Annotated in this window: 21 protein-coding genes; 7 read left to right on the top strand and 14 right to left on the bottom strand. The window is 65.2% G+C overall.

Annotated features, from left to right (window positions below; genetic code table 11):
- Positions 1-20 precede the first annotated feature (20 nt).
- The 3 genes from AC3A4H_RS18990 to AC3A4H_RS18980 form a co-directional block, all read right to left on the bottom strand.
- Complete coding sequence (locus AC3A4H_RS18990; RefSeq protein WP_487768085.1) at positions 21-503, bottom strand: MarR family winged helix-turn-helix transcriptional regulator; 483 nt, start codon at positions 501-503, stop codon at positions 21-23.
- A 274-nt stretch (positions 504-777) separates the two neighbouring features.
- Positions 778-1,569, bottom strand: a complete 792-nt coding sequence (locus AC3A4H_RS18985) for a cyclase family protein (protein ID WP_487768084.1) — start codon at positions 1,567-1,569, stop codon at positions 778-780.
- A gap of 201 nt (positions 1,570-1,770) precedes the next feature.
- Positions 1,771-2,526: a GGDEF domain-containing protein gene (locus AC3A4H_RS18980; protein WP_487768083.1), complete on the bottom strand. Its 756-nt coding sequence runs from the start codon at positions 2,524-2,526 to the stop codon at positions 1,771-1,773.
- Between the two features lie 153 nt (positions 2,527-2,679).
- Between AC3A4H_RS18980 and AC3A4H_RS18975 the strand changes: the two genes are divergently transcribed.
- Together AC3A4H_RS18975 and AC3A4H_RS18970 are read left to right on the top strand one after the other, a co-directional pair.
- Positions 2,680-3,387, top strand: a complete 708-nt coding sequence (locus tag AC3A4H_RS18975) for a pyrimidine 5'-nucleotidase (protein WP_348779176.1) — start codon at positions 2,680-2,682, stop codon at positions 3,385-3,387.
- Between the two features lie 148 nt (positions 3,388-3,535).
- Positions 3,536-4,696 (top strand): GGDEF domain-containing protein, encoded by a 1,161-nt coding sequence (locus AC3A4H_RS18970; RefSeq protein ID WP_487768082.1) that lies wholly within the window; start codon positions 3,536-3,538, stop codon positions 4,694-4,696.
- Between the two features lie 84 nt (positions 4,697-4,780).
- Here AC3A4H_RS18970 and AC3A4H_RS18965 read toward each other — a convergent pair whose 3' ends face one another.
- From AC3A4H_RS18965 to AC3A4H_RS18955, 3 genes are all read right to left on the bottom strand, one after another.
- Positions 4,781-5,746 carry a DUF1775 domain-containing protein gene (locus AC3A4H_RS18965; protein ID WP_487768081.1) on the bottom strand — a complete coding sequence of 322 codons (966 nt, stop codon included), beginning with the start codon at positions 5,744-5,746 and terminating at the stop codon, positions 4,781-4,783.
- Between the two features lie 63 nt (positions 5,747-5,809).
- Positions 5,810-6,226 (bottom strand): hypothetical protein, encoded by a 417-nt coding sequence (locus AC3A4H_RS18960; protein ID WP_487768080.1) that lies wholly within the window; start codon positions 6,224-6,226, stop codon positions 5,810-5,812.
- A gap of 71 nt (positions 6,227-6,297) precedes the next feature.
- Entirely contained in the window at positions 6,298-7,137 is an 840-nt protein-coding gene (locus tag AC3A4H_RS18955; protein WP_348779172.1) for an LOG family protein, read from the bottom strand.
- Between the two features lie 146 nt (positions 7,138-7,283).
- Between AC3A4H_RS18955 and dapD the strand changes: the two genes are divergently transcribed.
- Together dapD and AC3A4H_RS18945 are read left to right on the top strand one after the other, a co-directional pair.
- A complete protein-coding gene (gene dapD / locus AC3A4H_RS18950; protein WP_487768079.1) occupies positions 7,284-8,138 on the top strand; it encodes a 2,3,4,5-tetrahydropyridine-2,6-dicarboxylate N-succinyltransferase in 855 nt (284 codons plus the stop codon).
- A 96-nt stretch (positions 8,139-8,234) separates the two neighbouring features.
- Positions 8,235-8,606, top strand: coding sequence for a DUF805 domain-containing protein (locus tag AC3A4H_RS18945; RefSeq protein WP_487768078.1), 372 nt, complete (start codon positions 8,235-8,237; stop codon positions 8,604-8,606).
- 64 nt (positions 8,607-8,670) lie between these two features.
- Here the strand turns inward: AC3A4H_RS18945 and AC3A4H_RS18940 are convergent, their stop codons facing one another.
- Together AC3A4H_RS18940 and AC3A4H_RS18935 are read right to left on the bottom strand one after the other, a co-directional pair.
- Positions 8,671-9,387, bottom strand: a complete 717-nt coding sequence (locus tag AC3A4H_RS18940; RefSeq protein WP_487768077.1) for an HAD family hydrolase — start codon at positions 9,385-9,387, stop codon at positions 8,671-8,673.
- 74 nt (positions 9,388-9,461) lie between these two features.
- Positions 9,462-10,499, bottom strand: a complete 1,038-nt coding sequence (locus AC3A4H_RS18935; RefSeq protein WP_487768076.1) for a 2-dehydropantoate 2-reductase — start codon at positions 10,497-10,499, stop codon at positions 9,462-9,464.
- Positions 10,500-10,616: 117 nt separating this feature from the next.
- Here AC3A4H_RS18935 and dapE point away from each other — a divergent pair, with 117 nt between their 5' ends.
- Entirely contained in the window at positions 10,617-11,810 is a 1,194-nt protein-coding gene (gene dapE / locus AC3A4H_RS18930) for a succinyl-diaminopimelate desuccinylase (protein WP_487768075.1), read from the top strand.
- 2 nt (positions 11,811-11,812) lie between these two features.
- Entirely contained in the window at positions 11,813-12,409 is a 597-nt protein-coding gene (locus AC3A4H_RS18925) for a transporter (protein ID WP_487768074.1), read from the top strand.
- Here the strand turns inward: AC3A4H_RS18925 and truA are convergent.
- The 6 genes from truA to def all read right to left on the bottom strand — a co-directional run bounded on the left by truA (position 12,394) and on the right by def (position 15,938).
- Positions 12,394-13,146, bottom strand: coding sequence for a tRNA pseudouridine(38-40) synthase TruA (gene truA, locus AC3A4H_RS18920; protein ID WP_348779165.1), 753 nt, complete (start codon positions 13,144-13,146; stop codon positions 12,394-12,396). The genes AC3A4H_RS18925 and truA overlap by 16 nt on opposite strands.
- A 3-nt stretch (positions 13,147-13,149) precedes the next feature.
- Complete coding sequence (locus AC3A4H_RS18915) at positions 13,150-13,650, bottom strand: GNAT family N-acetyltransferase (RefSeq protein ID WP_487768073.1); 501 nt, start codon at positions 13,648-13,650, stop codon at positions 13,150-13,152.
- Entirely contained in the window at positions 13,647-14,582 is a 936-nt protein-coding gene (gene fmt / locus AC3A4H_RS18910) for a methionyl-tRNA formyltransferase (protein ID WP_487768072.1), read from the bottom strand. Before fmt ends, AC3A4H_RS18915 begins: the two co-directional genes overlap by 4 nt.
- Before the next feature lie 48 nt (positions 14,583-14,630).
- Complete coding sequence (locus AC3A4H_RS18905; protein WP_487768071.1) at positions 14,631-15,056, bottom strand: PIN domain-containing protein; 426 nt, start codon at positions 15,054-15,056, stop codon at positions 14,631-14,633.
- Entirely contained in the window at positions 15,053-15,340 is a 288-nt protein-coding gene (locus AC3A4H_RS18900; protein WP_487768070.1) for a plasmid stabilization protein, read from the bottom strand. The genes AC3A4H_RS18905 and AC3A4H_RS18900 overlap by 4 nt, the downstream gene beginning before the upstream one ends.
- 67 nt (positions 15,341-15,407) lie before the next feature.
- On the bottom strand, positions 15,408-15,938 hold the full coding sequence (gene def / locus AC3A4H_RS18895) for a peptide deformylase (RefSeq protein WP_487768069.1): 531 nt from the start codon (positions 15,936-15,938) through the stop codon (positions 15,408-15,410).
- Between the two features lie 101 nt (positions 15,939-16,039).
- On the opposite strand from def, the gene AC3A4H_RS18890 reads away from it, so the two are divergent.
- Entirely contained in the window at positions 16,040-17,284 is a 1,245-nt protein-coding gene (locus AC3A4H_RS18890) for a DNA recombination protein RmuC (RefSeq protein WP_487768068.1), read from the top strand.
- Positions 17,285-17,424 lie beyond the last annotated feature (140 nt).

The raw sequence follows: 17,424 nt of genomic DNA, 5'->3' as shown, positions 1-17,424 counted from the left end.
GACGCATGGGTAATTCCGGTTCAGATGTCGTGCTGGCGGATGTTGCGCAGCATCTTCTGCAGGGTCGTAACGAAGGCGGCGTATTCGCCGTCGTCGATATCCACGAACATCGCTTCGAACGCATCGTGCATGGCCGGCCAGGCACGGTTGAACTCGGCCCTGCCCTCGTCGGTCAGGAAGATCTTGCGCACCCGGCTGTCGTCGTCGCAGGCCTCGCGCCGCACCAGCCCCTGCGCCTCCAGCGCGTCGAGCGTGCGGCTCATGGTCGATTGCTCGATGACGCTGTAGACCGACAGGTCGTTGATGGTGACGCCATCGGCCACAGACAGCACCGCCAGCGCGCGCACCTGCGGCACGGTCAGCCCCTGCTTGCGCAGGTCCTCGCGCAAGGTGGCGTTGTAGCGCCCCATGATGCGGTTCATCAGATAGGGCGCGAACTGCTGCAGCCCGATCTCGCCCAAGGTCGAGATGCGCTGCCGCTTTTCCGAGCCGGTCTGGTCCATCACATTCTCCCTGCGGACGGGTGGCTAGAGGCCACCGCGCTGCCCAGAGTCTTTCATTTGAGCACCCCCACCCTGCCCCTCCCCACAAGGGGGAGGGAAACTTTGTGGTACAACCGCCTCAACACAAACCTGCGCCGTTTTGGCCGGCACCGAAGAGATCGTCCCCCTCCCCCTTGTGGGGAGGGGTAAGGGGTGGGGGTATGAGCCCGCTCGAGTTCATCATGGCATCCATATGCGGGTGCCGAGATGAGAGGCCGCTTGCCGTCGCGCGCCGTCAGGCCGCCGGCACCAGGGCCAGCACGCGCGTCGGGCTGCCGGTGCCGCTCTTGATCTTGAGCGGCGCGGCAATCAGGATAGCACCCTTCGGCGGCAGGCGGTCGAGGTTGCACAGGCTGGCCAGGCCGTAGCGGTTGGCCTTGTGCATCAGGTTGTGGGCCGGGAATGGCGGGTTCATGCCGCCGGCCTGGCCGGCATCGGTGCCGATCGCTTCCGTGCCCCAGCCGATGGCGCCCGCCTCGATGATGTATTCGATGGCTTCCGCCGTCGGTCCGGGCGTGTGCGGGCCGGTCTCGTCGGCATTGAGGAAGGCGGCTTCCGAGCCGTTGCGCTTGTACCAGTCGGTGCGCATCACCACCCACTCGCCCGCCTTGATGGCGCCGTGCCTGTCTTCCCAGGCCTTGATGTGATCGACGGTGAGCAGGAAGTCGTGATCCTCGGCCGCTTCCTTCGAGCAGTCGATGACATTGACCGGCGCCACGAAATTCTTGACCGGAATGGTGTCGGTCGCGCCGTCGGCATAGTCCTTGCCGGTGATCCAGTGCTTGGGCGCATCGAAATGCGTGCCCGAATGCTCGCCAACCTTCAGCCAGTTCCACGCCCAGAACGGGCCGTTCTTGTCGTAGGCGGAGATCTCGTGGATCTCGATCTTCGGCGTGTCGACCGCCAGTTCCGGCGGCAGCTTCAGAAGCGGCGTGTCCGGCCCCAGAACCGCGGCCAGATCCACAACCTCAACGCCCCCAGACAGGAGCATATCGGCCAGCTGGCCGAGTACGTTGTTCGACGTCATGAGTTTCCTCTCCCTTTTTCAGCAGACGATCCGTCTGCGGCCTCCGAGGGAATCATTAGGAGGAAATCTATGCGTTTGCAATTACCTGAGATGGGCAAACGGCTACGAAGCACGCACGGACAGCTATTGTGCACCGCAAAAAAGAAAGGGCGCGGCCGCAAACAGCGGCCACACCCGTCAAGACATATGCATATGGATATATTAGGCGGCGCTCAGCAACTCGGTAACGATGGCCAGGTTGCGGCCGCGGTTCTTGGCCTCGTAGAGGCGCCGGTCGGCGGCGCGCATCAGCTCCGACACCGTGGCGCCGAGCGCACATACTGTGCCGCCGATGCTGACCGTGAGCGGGATCGGCGCACCGGCCGGCTGGAAGCACACCTTTTCCACCTCGCGCCGGATGCGCTCGGCAACGACGCTGGCTTCCGCCTCGGTGGCGCCCACCAGGAAGGCACCGAACTCCTCGCCGCCGATGCGGCCGAGCACGTCGCCGCTGCGCACGCCGCGCGAAATGGCAGCGGCGATCTCCAGCAGTGCCGCGTCTCCGGTCAGGTGGCCGAAACTGTCGTTGATCTTCTTGAAATGGTCCGCATCGATGATGAGCAGCGCGCCGCGATCCGTCTTGCGCCGCGAGCTATCCAGCATGGCGAAGAAGTTCTCGCGGTTCAGCATGCCGGTCATGTCGTCGCGCGATGCCTTCTCCGCCAGGCGGCGGTGGGCGGCGGCAAGCTGCGCATGGGTGCGGGCCAGTTCGCGATGCGCCTGCTTCAGCCGGTCGCCCTGCCAGAAAGTGTAGGCACTGGTCGGGAGGGCGGTCAGCAGCGGGCACAGGATCAGCATCAGCCACGCATTGCCGTCGACGCGGCCACCCAGAAGGGGCACGACCGTCACCGCAACCAGCAGCGAGCCTGCCACGGCAAGTCCCGCGACGAGCGTCGCTCTTAAAAAAATGCTTTTCATGGAACCCCCTCTTCCGACAGCCTGCATGCCAGACAACGGTGAATGTCACCTTTCATTGTTGGGTAAATTTTGAACCAACTCAGGCACGCGATCCGCCGGAATTTTTTACAACCCTGTGGATACAAGCATCGCGAACCGTGCCATAAGGGCGGCATGACTGAATTGCCTGATCCCACCCGCTTCGCCCGCGTTACCGACTGGGTGTTCGACCTCGACAACACGCTCTATCCGCACCACACCAATCTGTTTTCGCAGATCGACGTTCGGATGACGGCCTATGTTTCCGAGCTGCTGCAGCTGCCGCGCGAAGACGCGCGCAAGTTGCAGAAGGAGCTTTACCAGCAATATGGCACGACGCTGGCCGGGCTGATGGCCCGCCACAACATCGATCCCGACGACTTCCTCAACAAGGTCCACGACATCGACTATTCCTGGCTGGCGCCAGACCCGGCGCTGGGCGAGGCCATCAAGGCGCTTCCGGGCCGCAAGTTCATCTTCACCAATGGCGATCGCGGCCACGCCGAGCGTGCGGCGCGCCAGCTTGGCATCCTCGACCATTTCGATGACATCTTCGATATCGTCGCCGCCGAGTTGATGCCGAAGCCGGCGCAGCAGACCTACGACAAGTTCCTGGCGCTGCATCGCATCGCCGGCCCCAACGCCGCCATGTTCGAAGACCTTGCGCGCAACCTCATCGTGCCCAAGGCGCTGGGCATGCAGACCGTGCTGGTGGTGCCAAACAATTTCGAGCCGACCTTCTCAGAAATCTGGGAGCGCGACCCGGCCTATGACGATGCGGTCGACTTCGTGACCGACGATCTCGCCGGCTTCCTGCGCACCATTGCGCCGGCGCAGTCCTGAGCCGGCGCACCGTCATGTCAGCCGCCTCGGGGGCTATTGTGAGTTGATTGCCAAACCGCGCTTGCACAAGCGTATATGAGTTTCCCACATTCGCACTCCAGGCCCGGTTGGCCCCGGGCCACGTCCATCTGAAAAGCGGTTTTCGATCGTGAAGTTCGTGGCTCCGGTACTTATGCTGCTGTTTTCGCTGAGCTTTATCGGCGCATGGTTGCTGGAGCGCACGCGAAGCCACCTTCTATTCTTCGCTTCCTCCTATCTTTGCGTCGGGCTTGCGGCGCTCGGGCAGGTCACCTTCTGGCCGCACGACATCGGCCTCAACACCATTTTCGCGACCTTCCTCTACTGCCTCGGCGTCCTGTTGCTCGGCGAAGGCTTTCTGCGGCGCTCCGGACGCAACATGGCGCGGGCGCTGCCGGTGCTGCTCGCGGCGCTGATTTTCGTCGGGGTCGTCTATTTCTTCTACGTCGACCGCAGCCTCGTCGCCCGCGCCTATATCCTCAATTTCGGTCTCGGCACGATCATGCTGATCGTCGCCTGGCAGGCCAGGTTCCTCCGCTTCGGCCAAGCCACCGACCGGGCAATGTTCTGGCTCGTCGTCGCGGTAGGGCTGCATTTCTTCCCGCGCACGATGCTGACGATCAGCGCCTTTTCGGGCGGGCGCCTTGATGCCTTCGGCGCCTCGACCTTCTGGACCTGGGTGCAGATCACGCTGTCGCTGTTGGGTGCCGCCACGGCGCTCGGCCTGCTTGCCGTCACCAGCGTGGACGTCATCACCGCGCTGCGCGGCGAGCGCGACAATGATCCGCTGACTGGCCTGCTCAACCGCCGCGGACTGGAATGGCGCTGCCGCGAACCGGCCGCCGCCGGCGTCGAGGAAGTTTCCTGCATCGTCGTTGGCGACATCGACAACTTCAAGGCGGTCAACGACTCCTATGGCCATGCCACGGGCGACGCGGTGCTGGCCGGCTTCGCCCGGATCATCCGCAGCGCCGCGCGCAGCGATGACGCGGTTGCCCGCATCGGCGGGGAGGAATTCGTCGTGGTGCTGAGGGCTACGCCGCTGGCGGCCGCCTACGAGTTCGCCGAAAGGCTGCGCCTCGACATCCAGCGTGCCCGGTTTGACGGCCTGCCGGCCGGCAGGTCGGTCACCTGCAGCTTCGGCATCGTCGAATTCGGCAAGGACGGAGACCTGTGGGCGGCGGTGCGCCGCGCCGACGAATATCTCTATGCCGCCAAGAAGGCCGGCCGCAACCGCACCTTCATGGAAGGCCTGCACGCGCCGTACGCTGCCAAAACGGTTTCGGCCTGACTAGCCGAACGGGCATGGAAGAAGGAAGGGGCACGGGCGCTTTGCCCCATCAAGGAGCCGCGCCCATGCCCGCGCGTCGCATCGTCAGTGGTGGGAATGGTCCCCGCCGCCCGCCGCGGTCTTGACCGGCAACGATAGTTCCACCTTGCCGGCGTGCTCGAATTCCAGCGTGACCGGCACCGAGGCGCCTTCCCTGAAGGGTTCCTTCACGTTCAGGAACATCACATGCAGGCCGCCCGGCTTCAGCTCCACGGTCTCGCCGGCCGGGATCCCCAGCCCGCCCTCGACCGGCCGCATCTCCATCACCTCGCCCTTCATCGACATGGTGTGGATCTCGACCTTGCCTGCCGCCGGCGAGGACGCCGCCACCAGCTTGTCGGCCGCCTTGCCGTGGTTGGCGATGGTCAGGTAGCCGCCGCCGGCCTTCTGCCCCGGCAGCATGGCGCGGGCCCAGCCTTGGCTGATCTCCAGCTCTCCGGCCTTCACCACGTCATGCTGCCCGCCATGGGCGGCATGGTCATGCCCGCCGCCGTTGGCGGCCAGGATGGTCAGCGCCGGCGCCGGGTGCTCCAGCGAATGCGGGTCCTGCCCCTTCGCCGGCTCCTCGTGCCACGACACTTCGCCATCGTCGCAAACCTGCCTGGCCTTGAAGAACAGCTTCCGTCCTTCCTCCACCCCGGCCAGCGTGCCGCTGACGACGAACTCGTCATAGAAATCGTCCGGCAGGTTGCCGCCGCTCCAGGTCACCGCCCTCACGCCCGATTTCACCTCGGAGCCGTGCAGCTTGTAGGCCTTGGCGTAGTCGCCCTTCTCCACCGCCAGCGTCCAGCCGGCCTTCGGCATCGGCTTCACGCCGACATAGCCCTCGGGGATTTCGAGGCGCACCGTGTGGGTGGCCTGGCCGTCGCAGCCGTGCGGGATCTTCAGCACGGCCTTGTAGGAACCGGGAGCGGCCTCGCTCTTTTCCAGCGAGGCGTGGGCATGGGCGGTCACGTTCGAAATGGCCGTCAGCGCGCAGGCTGCGGTCAGCGGCAGAATAACTCGGCGCATGGTCTTTTCCTCTTGCGTCCAAAAACAGATTCTTTCTTCCGCAGGCGCGGAAGCAGGCTCGTTTCAGGCGAGAACGGAAGGCGGTGCGCGTATGGCCGGCGGCGGTTCGTTCAGCCGCTCCGGCGGTATTTTGGTCTCGATGGAAATGAGCCGCCCGTCGCGATAGGCGACAGGTGCGGCAAAGGCCGGGTCGAATGGGGCTTCCACCCTGAGCGGGGCGGCCATGCCGGCGCAGGTACCCATGATGCAGCTTGGGCAGTCGTCGGCGGCGCCGATCGGCGGCAGCTTGCCGTCGGGCTCCGCCTTCTGCATGCCGAACATGGTGCAGATGACCCAGCCGTCGGCCCTGCTTGCGGCCCTGGCCTCGGCCAGCGGCTGGAACACATGCGCCAGCAGCACCAGCGAGGCGGCAATGGCAAACAGCAGGCGGTCACGCCGAAGCGCGGCAAACCAGCCATTCCGTTTGCTCAACCTTGCCATGGGTAGAAGGTCTAGCCGAACGCCGCGATGCTTTCCAGCGGGGTGGGATGCGGCATCCCCGCGCGGAAAACTCAGAGCTTGTAGAAGCGGCGGATGATGTCCCACGCCTCGTCGGCGGTTTCGGCGAAGTCGATGATGTCTTGGTCGCCGGGCGTGATGGTGCCCTGCTCGGCCAGAAAGTCGAGGTCGAGCGCCCGTTCCCAGAACTCCTGGCCGAACAGGATCACCGGCACGCGCTCCATGCGCCCCGTCTGGATCAGCGTCAGCGTCTCGAACAGCTCGTCCATGGTGCCGAAGCCGCCCGGAAACACCGCCACGGCCTTGGCGCGCATGACGAAATGCATCTTGCGCAGCGCGAAATAGTGGAAGTTGAAGCAAAGCTCCGGCGTGATGTAGGGGTTTGGCGCCTGCTCGTGCGGCAGCACGATGTTGAGCCCGATGGACGGCGCGCCGACATCGGCCGCGCCACGGTTTCCGGCCTCCATCACGCCCGGGCCGCCGCCGGTCACCACGACATATTCGCGAAAATACGACGTGGCCGAATAGCGCGAGCAGAGCTGCGCGAACTTGCGCGCTTCGTCGTAATATTTGCTGTTCTTTTCCAGGTTCCGCTTCTGCGTCTCGTCCTTGGCCGCCCAGGCCTCACCGCCGGGCTCGGGGATTCGCGCCCCGCCGAACAGGATCACCGTGGAGCGTATGCCGCGTTCGGCAAGGATCATCTCGGGCTTCAAGAGTTCCAGTTGCAGCCGCACCGCGCGCAGTTCGCGCCGCGTCATGAAGTCCTCGTCGTCCCAAGCCAGCCGATAGGTGGCGGCGCGCGTCTGCGGCGTGTCCGGCACGGCCTTGGCCCTGGCCAGGTCCTCGGTCGAATGCGGCAACGGCGTCCAGCCCGCCTTTTCCATCGGATTCATGTGTTCTTCCTGTCCAAATTTTCTGATGTCAGCGCCGTCTCCGGCGCTCTCGTGATTGACCCCTCTTCAGGCCTGACATAGGGTCCGCGCGTCTTAATTACAGCCTATGGCCCGTGCCTTAACAGCACGTGTAACGGAGCATTTTCATGTCGAAAGCCGATCTCGCAAGCCTCGAAGCCACCATCGAAAAGGCGTTCGACGAACGCGAGTCGATCACCACCGCGACGCGTGGCGAGACGCGCGAGGCGATCGAGGCCGCGCTCGACCTGCTCGACCGCGGCGCCGTCCGCGTCGCCGAGCGCCAGGACGACGGCGCCTGGAAGGTCAACCAGTGGCTGAAAAAGGCGGTGCTGCTGTCCTTCCGCCTCAATCCGATGGAGATCGTCAAGGGCGGTCCGGGCGATTCCGCCTGGTGGGACAAGGTGCCCTCGAAGTTCGCCGGCTGGGGCGCGGTCGACTTCGACAAGGCCGGTTTCCGCGCCGTGCCGTCCTGCGTGGTGCGCCGTTCTGCCTATATCGCGCCAGGCGCCATCCTGATGCCGTCCTTCGTCAATCTCGGCGCCTATGTCGGCGAGGGCACCATGGTCGACACCTGGGCCACCGTGGGCTCCTGTGCCCAGATCGGCAAGAACGTGCACTTGTCGGGCGGCGTCGGCATCGGCGGCGTGCTGGAGCCGCTGCAGGCCGGCCCGACCATCATCGAGGACAATTGCTTCATCGGCGCCCGCTCCGAGGTGGTCGAGGGCTGCATCGTGCGTGAGGGCGCGGTGCTGGGCATGGGCGTGTTCATCGGCAAGTCGACCAAGATCGTCGACCGCGCCACCGGCGAGATCTTCTATGGCGAGGTGCCGGCCAATTCCGTGGTCGTGGCGGGCACGCTGCCGGGCAAGCCGCTGCCCAACGGCGAGCCGGGCCCCAGCCTCTACTGCGCCGTCATCGTCAAGCGCGTCGATGCGCAGACCCGCTCCAAGACTTCGATCAACGAGCTGCTGAGAGATTGATCTTTCGGCAAAACGAAAGCACTTTCCGCCATCGCGGGCGCGCAAGCAGCGCGCTCGCGATGGCCAGGGGCGCAAACCAATACGGACCGGACCCACTTGCCTGACAAAGACCAATTCATCTGGCTGTTCTTCCGCTTCACCGGCCGCATCGGGCGGGCGGCCTTCCTGCTGGCGTTCCTGTTCATGCTGATGGTGGTGTCGTTCCCGCTCTATCAGTTCACCCGTGTTCCAGCTGACAGCGCGGCCGCGCAGGCCTGGTCGGCGGTGTTCGGCATGACCTTCGTGGTGTTTCTGTGGACGCATATCGCCGCAGCGGTCAAACGCCTGCACGACATGGACAAGCCCGGCATCATGGCCGTCGCGCTGTTCATCCCGGTGGTGTCGATCGTCGCCTTCCTGGTGCTTTGCATCATGCCGGGCAGCACAGGCCGCAACCGCTACGGCCGCTACACCAATTCGGTTACCTAGCAGCGCTTCTTACACGAGCGGGCATGGATCCCCCCCCCCGTGGACGATGCGCGGCGGGCACTCCTCAGCCCCGCCCAAGCCTTTCGATCAGCTCGCCCAGTTCGCCAAGATGCTGCAGCCGACAGAATCGCGGCGCTGCCGTCGGCTCCTCGGCATGTTCCAGCACCCAGGTCAGGTCGTGCGGGACATATACGCCCCAGCTCCCCGCCTCGATTGCCGGCACCACGTCCGACTTCAGCGAATTGCCCACCATCATGCTGCGGCCCGGCCCGTCGCCATGGCGGTTGAAGACGCGATGATAGGTGGCCGGGTTCTTGTCGCTGACGATCTCGACCGCGTCGAACAGTTCGCCCAGCCCCGATTGCGCCAGCTTGCGCTCCTGGTCGAAAAGGTCGCCCTTGGTGATCAGCACCAGCCTGTAGGCGCCCGCTAGTTCCTCCAGCGTCTCGCGCACATGCGGCAGCGTCTCCACCGGGTGGCTCAGCATATCGCGGCCGGCGTCGAGAATTTCGCGAATCACCTTTGGCGGCACCTTGCCGCCGCTGATCTCCAGCGCCGTCTCGATCATCGAAAGGGTGAAGCCCTTGATGCCGAAGCCGTAGAGGGCAAGGTTGCGCCTCTCGGCCTCCAGAAGCCGCGCCTCGATATCGTGGCCCTCGGCGTGCTCGGCCAGCAGCGAGGCAAAGTGCCTCTCCGTCTGGCGGAAGAACTGCTCGTTCTGCCACAGCGTGTCGTCGGCGTCGAAACCGATTGTGGTGAGCGAAGACAGGGCTAACGGCATCTTTTCGTTCCCGGCCTTGAACGGCCCATCTATTGGTGCCGGCCGGCGCGGTAACCGTGCCGGTCGCTTGCCCTTCATATGCGGCACGCGGCTTCCTCGTCCAGCACCGCCTCGGGCGAAAGCTGCGGCGAACCCGCTCCGATGGCCTCGGCTTCCCGCACCAGCCACTCCAAGCGAGCGGTCAGCGGCGCGGCCGCTCCCGTATCCTGCGCCACGCGCAGGATCTTGCCCTGGAACTCCTCGATCTCGGTCGGTCGGCCACGTTCGAGATCCTCCCACATCGAGGAACGCGCTTGCGGGTCGACCATTAGCATCCGCCTCGCCACGAGCCTGAAGAGCCAATCGGGCAGGCGCAGGACCGTGGGCAACAGGGCGGGGCGCAGCCCGCCGATCCTGCCCGGCACGATCGAGGCCGCCTTCAGCACCGCCAGCGCTTCTTCGATCTGGCGCGCCAGAATCACCCGCCAGCGACGATCGGCAAGCTGCGCGGCCAGAGGCAGGCCCGACAGCGCCACCAGCGCATTGTTGAGATTGAGCAGGAGCTCCCCCCAAAGAACTCCCGGCATGTCGGCATGCGTTTCGACCGCAAATCCCTCGACATCGAGCAGTTCGGCAAGCCCGGGCACACGATCCTCGATCAGCACCGTTCCCTCAGTGGCGCGATGCACATGCAGGCCGTCCGGCTCGCCCGCCTGCACCACATTGAACGGCACCATGCCGGCCAGCACTTGTCTGCCGCCAAGCAGGGATTGAAGCCTGCCGACATTGTCGACGCCATTCTGCAGGCTGACCACCACCGCGTCGGACGGCGCGTGGACGGCAATGAGCCTGGCCATCTCATCCGTCGCCCCGCTCTTGACGGTGACCAGTATCACGCCGGCGTCGGCCAGCGCCTCGCCCGGGTCGGCGGTTGCGGAAAGCTCGGCTGCGTCGAGCCGCGCGTCGCGGCTGTCGAGATCGGTGACGCGCAGGCCGCCGGTTCGCAACATCGCTTCGATCCTCGGCCGGCAAAGAAACCGCACCCTGCGGCCCGCAAGCGCCAGGCAGCCGCCGGCATAGCAACCTATGCTGCCGGCGCCCGCAATGACGATCCGGGTATTTGTACCGACCATGGAAAAAATCTCTTTCGGCGCAGCGCTATACGGCACGAAAACCACAAGCCAGGCAAGGCTCCGCGGTCGCCATCTCGGGCGTGACAGCCGCGCCGCTTTCGACTATCCCTCATCGCCATGATGCTGCCAAAAGATCCCGCCGAAAACCTCGCCGCCCTTATCCGCTGCCCCTCCGTGACGCCCGCCGAGGGCGGCGCGCTCACCGCGCTCGAAGCCATGCTGAAGCCGCTCGGCTTCACGGTCGAGCGGCCGGTGTTCTCCGAGGAAGGCACGCCCGACATTGAAAACCTCTATGCCCGGCTTTCCGGCAACGGCCCCCACCTGATGTTTGCCGGCCACACCGACGTGGTGCCGGTTGGCGACGAGGCGGCGTGGAAGCACCCGCCCTTTTCGGCGACCATCGACAATGGCGAGATGTATGGCCGCGGCGCCGTGGACATGAAGGGCGGCATCGCCTGCTTCGTGGCAGCCCTTGCCCGCCATATCGAGGCGCATGGCAAGCCGAAGGGTTCCGTTTCGCTGCTGATCACCGGCGACGAGGAAGGCCCCGCCATCAACGGCACCACCAAGCTGCTCGACTGGGCGGCCGCCAAGGGCGAGACGTGGGACGCCTCGATCGTCGGCGAGCCGACCAACCCCGACGTTCTCGGCGACATGATCAAGATCGGCCGGCGCGGCTCGCTGTCCGGCACCGTTACGGTCAACGGCCGCCAGGGCCACGCAGCCTACCCGCACCTCGCCGACAATCCGGTGCGTGGGCTGATGACCCTGCTCGACGCGCTCCTCGTGCCCGACTTCGACGAGGGCACGCAGGATTTCCAGCCGACAAATCTGGAGATCACCACTGTCGACGTGGGCAACCCGGCCACCAATGTCATCCCGGCCAAGGCGACAGCCACCTTCAACATCCGTTTCAACGATACTTGGACGGCGGAGACCATCCAGGCCGAGATCCACAACCGGCTCGACGTGGCCAGCGGCCGCAAGAAATACCGCAAGGGCCGCAAGGAGCCCATCGAGTTCGAGCTCGCCTGGCGCGACGGGCCGAGCCACGTGTTTCTCACTCGCGACGAGCAGCTGATCGAGACGCTGAGCGGCTCGGTCGAAGCCGTCGTCGGGCGCAAGCCGGCGCTGTCGACCTCCGGCGGCACGTCGGACGCACGCTTCATCAAGGACCACTGCCCGGTGGTCGAATTCGGCCTGGTCGGCAAGACGATGCACATGGTGGACGAGCGCGTGGCGGTTGCCGATCTCGAGACTCTGACCGATATCTACGCTCGATTCATCCGGGACTGGTTCGAACGAGGCTGACAATGCCGCCCGCCGACGACATAGAGCGATATCTGGTCGGCGCCTGGCGACTGATGACGGGCCGCCGGGACGGCCTGGGCCTGCTCGACATCTCGGCCGATGGCTTCTGGAATTCCTTTTTCGCCATCGTGATCGCGCTGCCGCCGCTGATCGTGGGCTGGGTGGGCACCGCCAAGGAACTCGGCGCCGATCCGGCCGCGCCGGTGGGGCCCTTCTCCTATCTGCTGCGGCTTGCGGTGGTGGACCTCGGCACCTGGATACTGCCGCTGGTGGCGCTCGCCTTCGCCGCGCCGCTGGCCGGTATCCGCGACCGCTTCGTGCAATATGTCGTGGCGCTGAACTGGGGCACGGCAATCCTGTCCTGGCTGCTGCTGCCTGCCGCCCTGCTGCGGCTCGTCCTGCCGGCCAATTCGGGGTTCTTCACGGCGGTGTCGCTGGCGCTGTTCAGCCTGTCCATGGTGCTCACCTGGCGTCTCACCAATGTCGTCATCGCCAAGGGCACCGCCTTCGGCAGCGCGGTCTTTGCCGGCATGCTGGCGGCCTCGATCACCGTTCTGGTAGTGCTGCAGTCCGTTTTCGGAATCTACGCTTCCGGATAGTCGACCCCAGTCAGGTAAAGCCCTTGCGGCGGCGCCACCGTGCCGCAGGCTGCCCTGTCCTTCGCCTCAAGCGCGTCCTTCACGTCCTGCGCCGTCCAGGCTCCCTCGCCCACCCGCTTGATGGTGCCCACCATGGAGCGCACCTGGTTGTGCAGGAATGAGCGCGCTGCGGCATGGATTTCGATGAGGTCGCCATTGCGCACCACGTCAAAGCGGTCGAGCGTGCGTATGGGGCTGGCCGCCTGGCACTGCTGCGAGCGGAAGGTGGTGAAGTCGTGCCGCCCCACCAGCACCTGCGCCGCCGCCTGCATGGCCTCGGCGTCCAGCGGCTTCTGCACCAGCCAGACGCGGTGTGCCTCCAATGCGGCCGGCGCGCGGCGGTTGAGGATGCGGTAGAGATATTGCCGGCCGGTGGCGGAAAAGCGCGCGTCGAAATCGTCCGGCACCATGCGCGCAGCCAATATGGCCACCGCCTCGCCGGCCATCTGCAAATGCGCGTTCACCGCATCGCGAACCGTGTCGTCGCGCCAGTTCTTGTCGAGGTCGACATGGCCGACCTGCCCGGTTGCATGCACGCCGGCATCGGTGCGGCCGGCGCCGCGCAGCGTCACCTCCTGGCCGGAAAAGCCCTTGATGGCCTGTTCGATGGCGCCCTGCACCGTGGCAGGCCCGTCCTGGCGCTGCCAGCCGGCATAGGCGGTTCCGTCATATTCGATGTCGAGGCGATAGCGCGGCACTGCTCACCAACCGGCAAAGGCGCGGGGATGGGCCAGCTGGCCGCTGGTCGGGGCCTCGCCCCAGTAAAGTGCCTGCATGGCATCGCCCTGATAGTCGCTCGTGAATTTTTCGGCGCCCGCGCGGGCATAGCCGAAGCGGCCGTAATAGGCCGGATCGCCCACCACGATGGAGAGCTTCTCGCCGCGCTCCTGCAAGATCTCGTGCCCGCGCCTCACCAGCGCGCTGCCCACGCCTTGCCCCTGATAGTCGGGGTCCACACCCAGCGGAGCCAGCGAAACCGCATCGAAGGGAGTGCCGTCGGGATCGACCAGCAGACGCGAGAACAGCACATGACCGACGATGTGGCCGTCCTTCTCGGCAACCAGTTCCAGAAGCTGCTCGCCGTCGGCCACGATGCGCTCGACAAGATCCGCCTCATGCTTGCGCCCGAAGGCGCGCTCCTCGACGCCGAAAATCGCCTTCCGGTCCTCAGGCGTCGCCTGCCTTACGGTTACCGTGCTCATGAGAGCTTTCCTCCCTTGCCGAGCTTGGCCCCGCGCAAAAATTCTTCCGCCGAGATGATTTTACCGCCGGCGCGCTGCACTTCCAGCAGCCGCACGGCACCTTCGCCGCAGGCAACAGTGAGAGATTCGTCCAGTAGCTCGCCCGGCGCGCCACTCCCATCGCCAAGCGTGGTTCGCAGCACCTTCAGCCGCTCGGTCTTGCCGCCGATCGTCACCTCGCACCAGGCACCCGGAAAAGGCGAGAGACCGCGTATGTGGTTGTGCACTTCCGATCCCGGCCGCGCCCAATCTATGCGCGTTTCGGCCTTGTCGATCTTCTTGGCATAGACCACACCGTCCTCGGGCTGAGCAGTCAGCGGCAGGTCCCCCTGCTCCAGCTTCGCCAGCGCCTCGACCATCAGGCCAGCGCCCTGCTCCATCAGCCGGTCGTGCAACTCGCCGGCCGTCATATCCGGGCCGATCTCAACCTTTGCCGCGAGCGCCACCGGGCCGGTGTCGAGCCCGGCATCCATCTTCATCACCATCATGCCGGTCTCGCCATCTCCGGCCATGATGGCGCGCTGGATGGGGGCGGCCCCCCGCCAGCGCGGCAGCAGCGAGGCGTGGCCATTGTAGCAGCCGAGCCGCGTGCCCTCAAGGATGGCCTTCGGCAGCAGCAGCCCATAGGCCACCACCACGGCGACATCGGCGCCAAGTGCGCGAAACGCCTCCTGCTCGGCCTCGCCCTTCAGCGACAGCGGCGTGCGCACCTCGACGCCCAGCCTTTCGGCCTCGCGCTGCACCGGCGACGGCGTCAGCTCCAGTCCGCGCCGGCCTGCCGGGCGCGGCGGCTGGGTGTAGACGCAGACCACCTCATGCCCGGCCGCAGCGATGGCGGCCAGCGTCGGCACGGAAAAATCCGGCGTACCCATGAAGATGACGCGAAGCGGCATTCTACTCCCGATCCGGCTGTTGTTCGTAGGCGCGGATAGCCGCGCCGGTCATTCACCCGCTTCAAACGGGTTTACGAGCTTCAGGTCAAGCCCGTCGAAGTCGCGTGTATTTCGCGTGGCCAAGGTGGCGTCGTGAGCAAGGCAGATGGCGGCGATCATGGCGTCAGGGAGACTGACCGGCCGACCGTTCCTCTCCCTCATAGCCCTCAGCTTGCCTGCAAGGGAAGGCGCGACGCCATCAAACTCAAGGAGTCGATTGCGGAACTGGTCGAGGACAAGCTGGTCTAGAACGCGAATATAGCGGTCAGATCCAGTCCGGATCCGGTATTTTTCGGCACCATAAGTTTGTTCCATCACCACAGGTCCGCAAAGATAAAGTTCCAGCAGGCTTTGGTTTTGAAACCAGTTGAGTACGGCCGGAGAAGGTGAAGGTTTGCTAGCTTCCGAAACGACATTCGTATCCAGCACGATCATTCGAAATCCTCGATTGGCCGGCCGAAGTCCCGCTTCCGTTCAGATTCGAGTTCTTCCATGATCTTGGAATATTCATCATCGATCGCACCTTCGGCGACAAACACCGCCCGCAACGCATCCCATGCTGATTGTTCAGCGGCAGGTTTGACGTCTTCCTTTGCAACCATGCCCTTGTGAAGCAGTTCGATCGCCTTGGCGGACAAGCTCTTCCCGTCCTGCTTGGCCGCGCGAGCGATTTCGCGTTTCAGCGGTTCTGGAATTCCACGGATCAGCATGTCGCCCATAACCGCCTCCGCCTGATATCAGCGATATCATAGCGGGCGAAGACGCGATTTTCAACGATCCGGGGTGTTACCCCACCATGCGGCTCGGCGGGCGGTCCTTGGCCAGCTTCTTGAACTTGCGCATCACCATGTCTCGCTTCAGCTTGGAGATGTGGTCGATGAACAGCACGCCGTTCAGGTGGTCGATCTCGTGCTGAAGGCAGGTGGCCAAGAGCCCCTCGGCCACGATCTCCTGCTGCTTGCCCTCGCGATTAAGGAAACTCGCCCGCACCGTGGCCGGCCGCTCGACCTCGGCATAATAGTCCGGGATCGACAGGCAGCCTTCCTCGTAGAGCGAGCGCTCGTCCGAGCCGTGCAGGATCTCGGGGTTGACGACGACCATCGGCGCCGGCGGCTCGCCTTCCTTGGCCAGGTCGATCACCAGCATGCGCAGCGGAATGCCGATCTGGATCGCCGCTAGGCCGATGCCGGGGGCCTCGTACATGGTTTCCAGCATGTCGTCGGCCAGCTTGCGCAGCTCTTCGTCCACGCGCTCTACGGGCTTGGAAACCTGGCGCAGGACAGGATCGGGAAGGATGATCAGCGGCTTTATCGTCATGCGCCTCACCTAAGACCTCGCACAAAAAGCGTCAACTGCCAGTCCTACAAATGTTCTTGTTTTGATCTTTTCTCGGCTTGCGAATCGCGTATCCTGCGCCGATGAGCGATCTGCCCGCCCTTCTTTCGCAGCCGGCCCTTCAGCTTGGCGCCAGCGCATTCACGCTTGGCCAGGCCTTGGGCCTGGGCGGCGTCTTCATGGCCGCCCTGCTTTCCATGCTGGCGCTCGCGTTGTGGCGCTCTTCCCGCTCGCGGGCGCTCGCAGCCGCCGAGGCCGAGGCGCGCATGGGCGCCATCCTGCGGGCGCAGGCCGAGATGCAGGGCCGCATGGGCGCCATGGCCGAACTGTTCGGCGCACGGCAGGCCGAGCTCACCCAGTCGCTCAGCCAGCGGCTGGACGCCATGACCGGCCGCCTCGGTCAGACCATGACCGAGCAGACGAAATCCACCCATGAGAGCCTGGCGAAGCTGCAGGAGCGCCTCGCCGTCATCGACACGGCGCAGAACAACATCCAGTCGCTCGCCGGCCAGGTGGTGCAATTGCAGGCAATCCTGTCCAACAAGCAGACGCGCGGCGCCTTCGGCCAGTCGCGCATGGAGGCGATCGTCGCCGACGGGCTGCCCCACGGCGGCTACCAGTTCCAGGCCACGCTTTCCAATGGCAGCCGGCCCGATTGCGTGGTCAAGATGCCCAATGGCTCGCCGGCGCTGGTCATCGACGCCAAGTTCCCGCTGGAGGCCTGGAACGCCATCCGCGCCGCCGAAGGCCCTGACGCGCAAAAGCTCGCCGCCCAGGCCTTCCGCCGCGATGTCGAGGTCCACATTCGCGACATATCCGAAAAATACCTGATCGCCGGCGAGACCCAGGACACGGCCTTCATGTTCGTGCCCTCCGAATCCGTGTTCAGCGAGATCCACGAGAATTTCGAGGCGCTGGTCCACCGGGCGCACAAGGCGCGCGTGGTCATCGTTTCGCCCTCGCTGCTGATGCTGTCGATCCAGGTCATCCAGGCAATCCTGAAGGATGCGCGCATGCGCGAGCAGGCGCACCTGATCCAGGGCGAGGTGATCCGGCTGATGGAGGACGTGTCGCGGCTGGACGAGCGGGTGCGCAGGCTGCAGGGTCATTTCGGCCAGACCGCCAAGGACATCGACGACATTCTCATCTCCACCGGCAAGATCACCCGGCGCGGCGCGAAAATCGAAACTCTGGAACTCGGCGACGACGCCGCCGGCGGCGGCGATCAGGCATCCGTGCCCTCGCGCAAGGAGGCTGCCGGACCTCGCATGGCCGATTCCCGGACCGGGCAATTACGGCTGATGGTGATGGACGGCGAAGAGGGATAGAGCCACCTCCTCCCGAGGCTGAGACCTTAGGGGCGCCCTACCTGCCCATCGGCGCGCCTTCCGGCGCTATCCTGCGCCGCTGGTCCTCCCACGAGCGCCGCGTCTCTGCGTCAAGAAGGGAGCCGGCGCACGGGCGCGTC

Source organism: Pseudaminobacter sp. Soil_N_29 (assembly GCF_057656055.1).
Note: the sequence above shows the minus strand (reverse complement) of the source record. Positions and strands in the feature narration are given on the sequence as shown.

Excerpts from the sequence above, each read along its gene's own strand:
- AC3A4H_RS18915 (WP_487768073.1), bottom strand. The coding sequence starts at position 13,650 with ATGAGCACGGTAACCGTAAGGCAGGCGACGCCTGAGGACCGGAAGGCG.
- AC3A4H_RS18925 (WP_487768074.1), top strand. The coding sequence starts at position 11,813 with ATGCCGCCCGCCGACGACATAGAGCGATATCTGGTCGGCGCCTGGCGA.
- AC3A4H_RS18940 (WP_487768077.1), bottom strand. The coding sequence starts at position 9,387 with ATGCCGTTAGCCCTGTCTTCGCTCACCACAATCGGTTTCGACGCCGAC.
- AC3A4H_RS18990 (WP_487768085.1), bottom strand. The coding sequence starts at position 503 with ATGGACCAGACCGGCTCGGAAAAGCGGCAGCGCATCTCGACCTTGGGC.
- AC3A4H_RS18905 (WP_487768071.1), bottom strand. The coding sequence starts at position 15,056 with ATGATCGTGCTGGATACGAATGTCGTTTCGGAAGCTAGCAAACCTTCA.
- AC3A4H_RS18985 (WP_487768084.1), bottom strand. The coding sequence starts at position 1,569 with ATGACGTCGAACAACGTACTCGGCCAGCTGGCCGATATGCTCCTGTCT.
- AC3A4H_RS18935 (WP_487768076.1), bottom strand. The coding sequence starts at position 10,499 with ATGGTCGGTACAAATACCCGGATCGTCATTGCGGGCGCCGGCAGCATA.
- fmt (WP_487768072.1), bottom strand. The coding sequence starts at position 14,582 with ATGCCGCTTCGCGTCATCTTCATGGGTACGCCGGATTTTTCCGTGCCG.
- AC3A4H_RS18975 (WP_348779176.1), top strand. The coding sequence starts at position 2,680 with ATGACTGAATTGCCTGATCCCACCCGCTTCGCCCGCGTTACCGACTGG.
- AC3A4H_RS18900 (WP_487768070.1), bottom strand. The coding sequence starts at position 15,340 with ATGGGCGACATGCTGATCCGTGGAATTCCAGAACCGCTGAAACGCGAA.
- AC3A4H_RS18890 (WP_487768068.1), top strand. The coding sequence starts at position 16,040 with ATGAGCGATCTGCCCGCCCTTCTTTCGCAGCCGGCCCTTCAGCTTGGC.
- dapE (WP_487768075.1), top strand. The coding sequence starts at position 10,617 with ATGATGCTGCCAAAAGATCCCGCCGAAAACCTCGCCGCCCTTATCCGC.
- def (WP_487768069.1), bottom strand. The coding sequence starts at position 15,938 with ATGACGATAAAGCCGCTGATCATCCTTCCCGATCCTGTCCTGCGCCAG.
- AC3A4H_RS18955 (WP_348779172.1), bottom strand. The coding sequence starts at position 7,137 with ATGAATCCGATGGAAAAGGCGGGCTGGACGCCGTTGCCGCATTCGACC.
- dapD (WP_487768079.1), top strand. The coding sequence starts at position 7,284 with ATGTCGAAAGCCGATCTCGCAAGCCTCGAAGCCACCATCGAAAAGGCG.
- AC3A4H_RS18960 (WP_487768080.1), bottom strand. The coding sequence starts at position 6,226 with ATGGCAAGGTTGAGCAAACGGAATGGCTGGTTTGCCGCGCTTCGGCGT.
- AC3A4H_RS18980 (WP_487768083.1), bottom strand. The coding sequence starts at position 2,526 with ATGAAAAGCATTTTTTTAAGAGCGACGCTCGTCGCGGGACTTGCCGTG.
- AC3A4H_RS18965 (WP_487768081.1), bottom strand. The coding sequence starts at position 5,746 with ATGCGCCGAGTTATTCTGCCGCTGACCGCAGCCTGCGCGCTGACGGCC.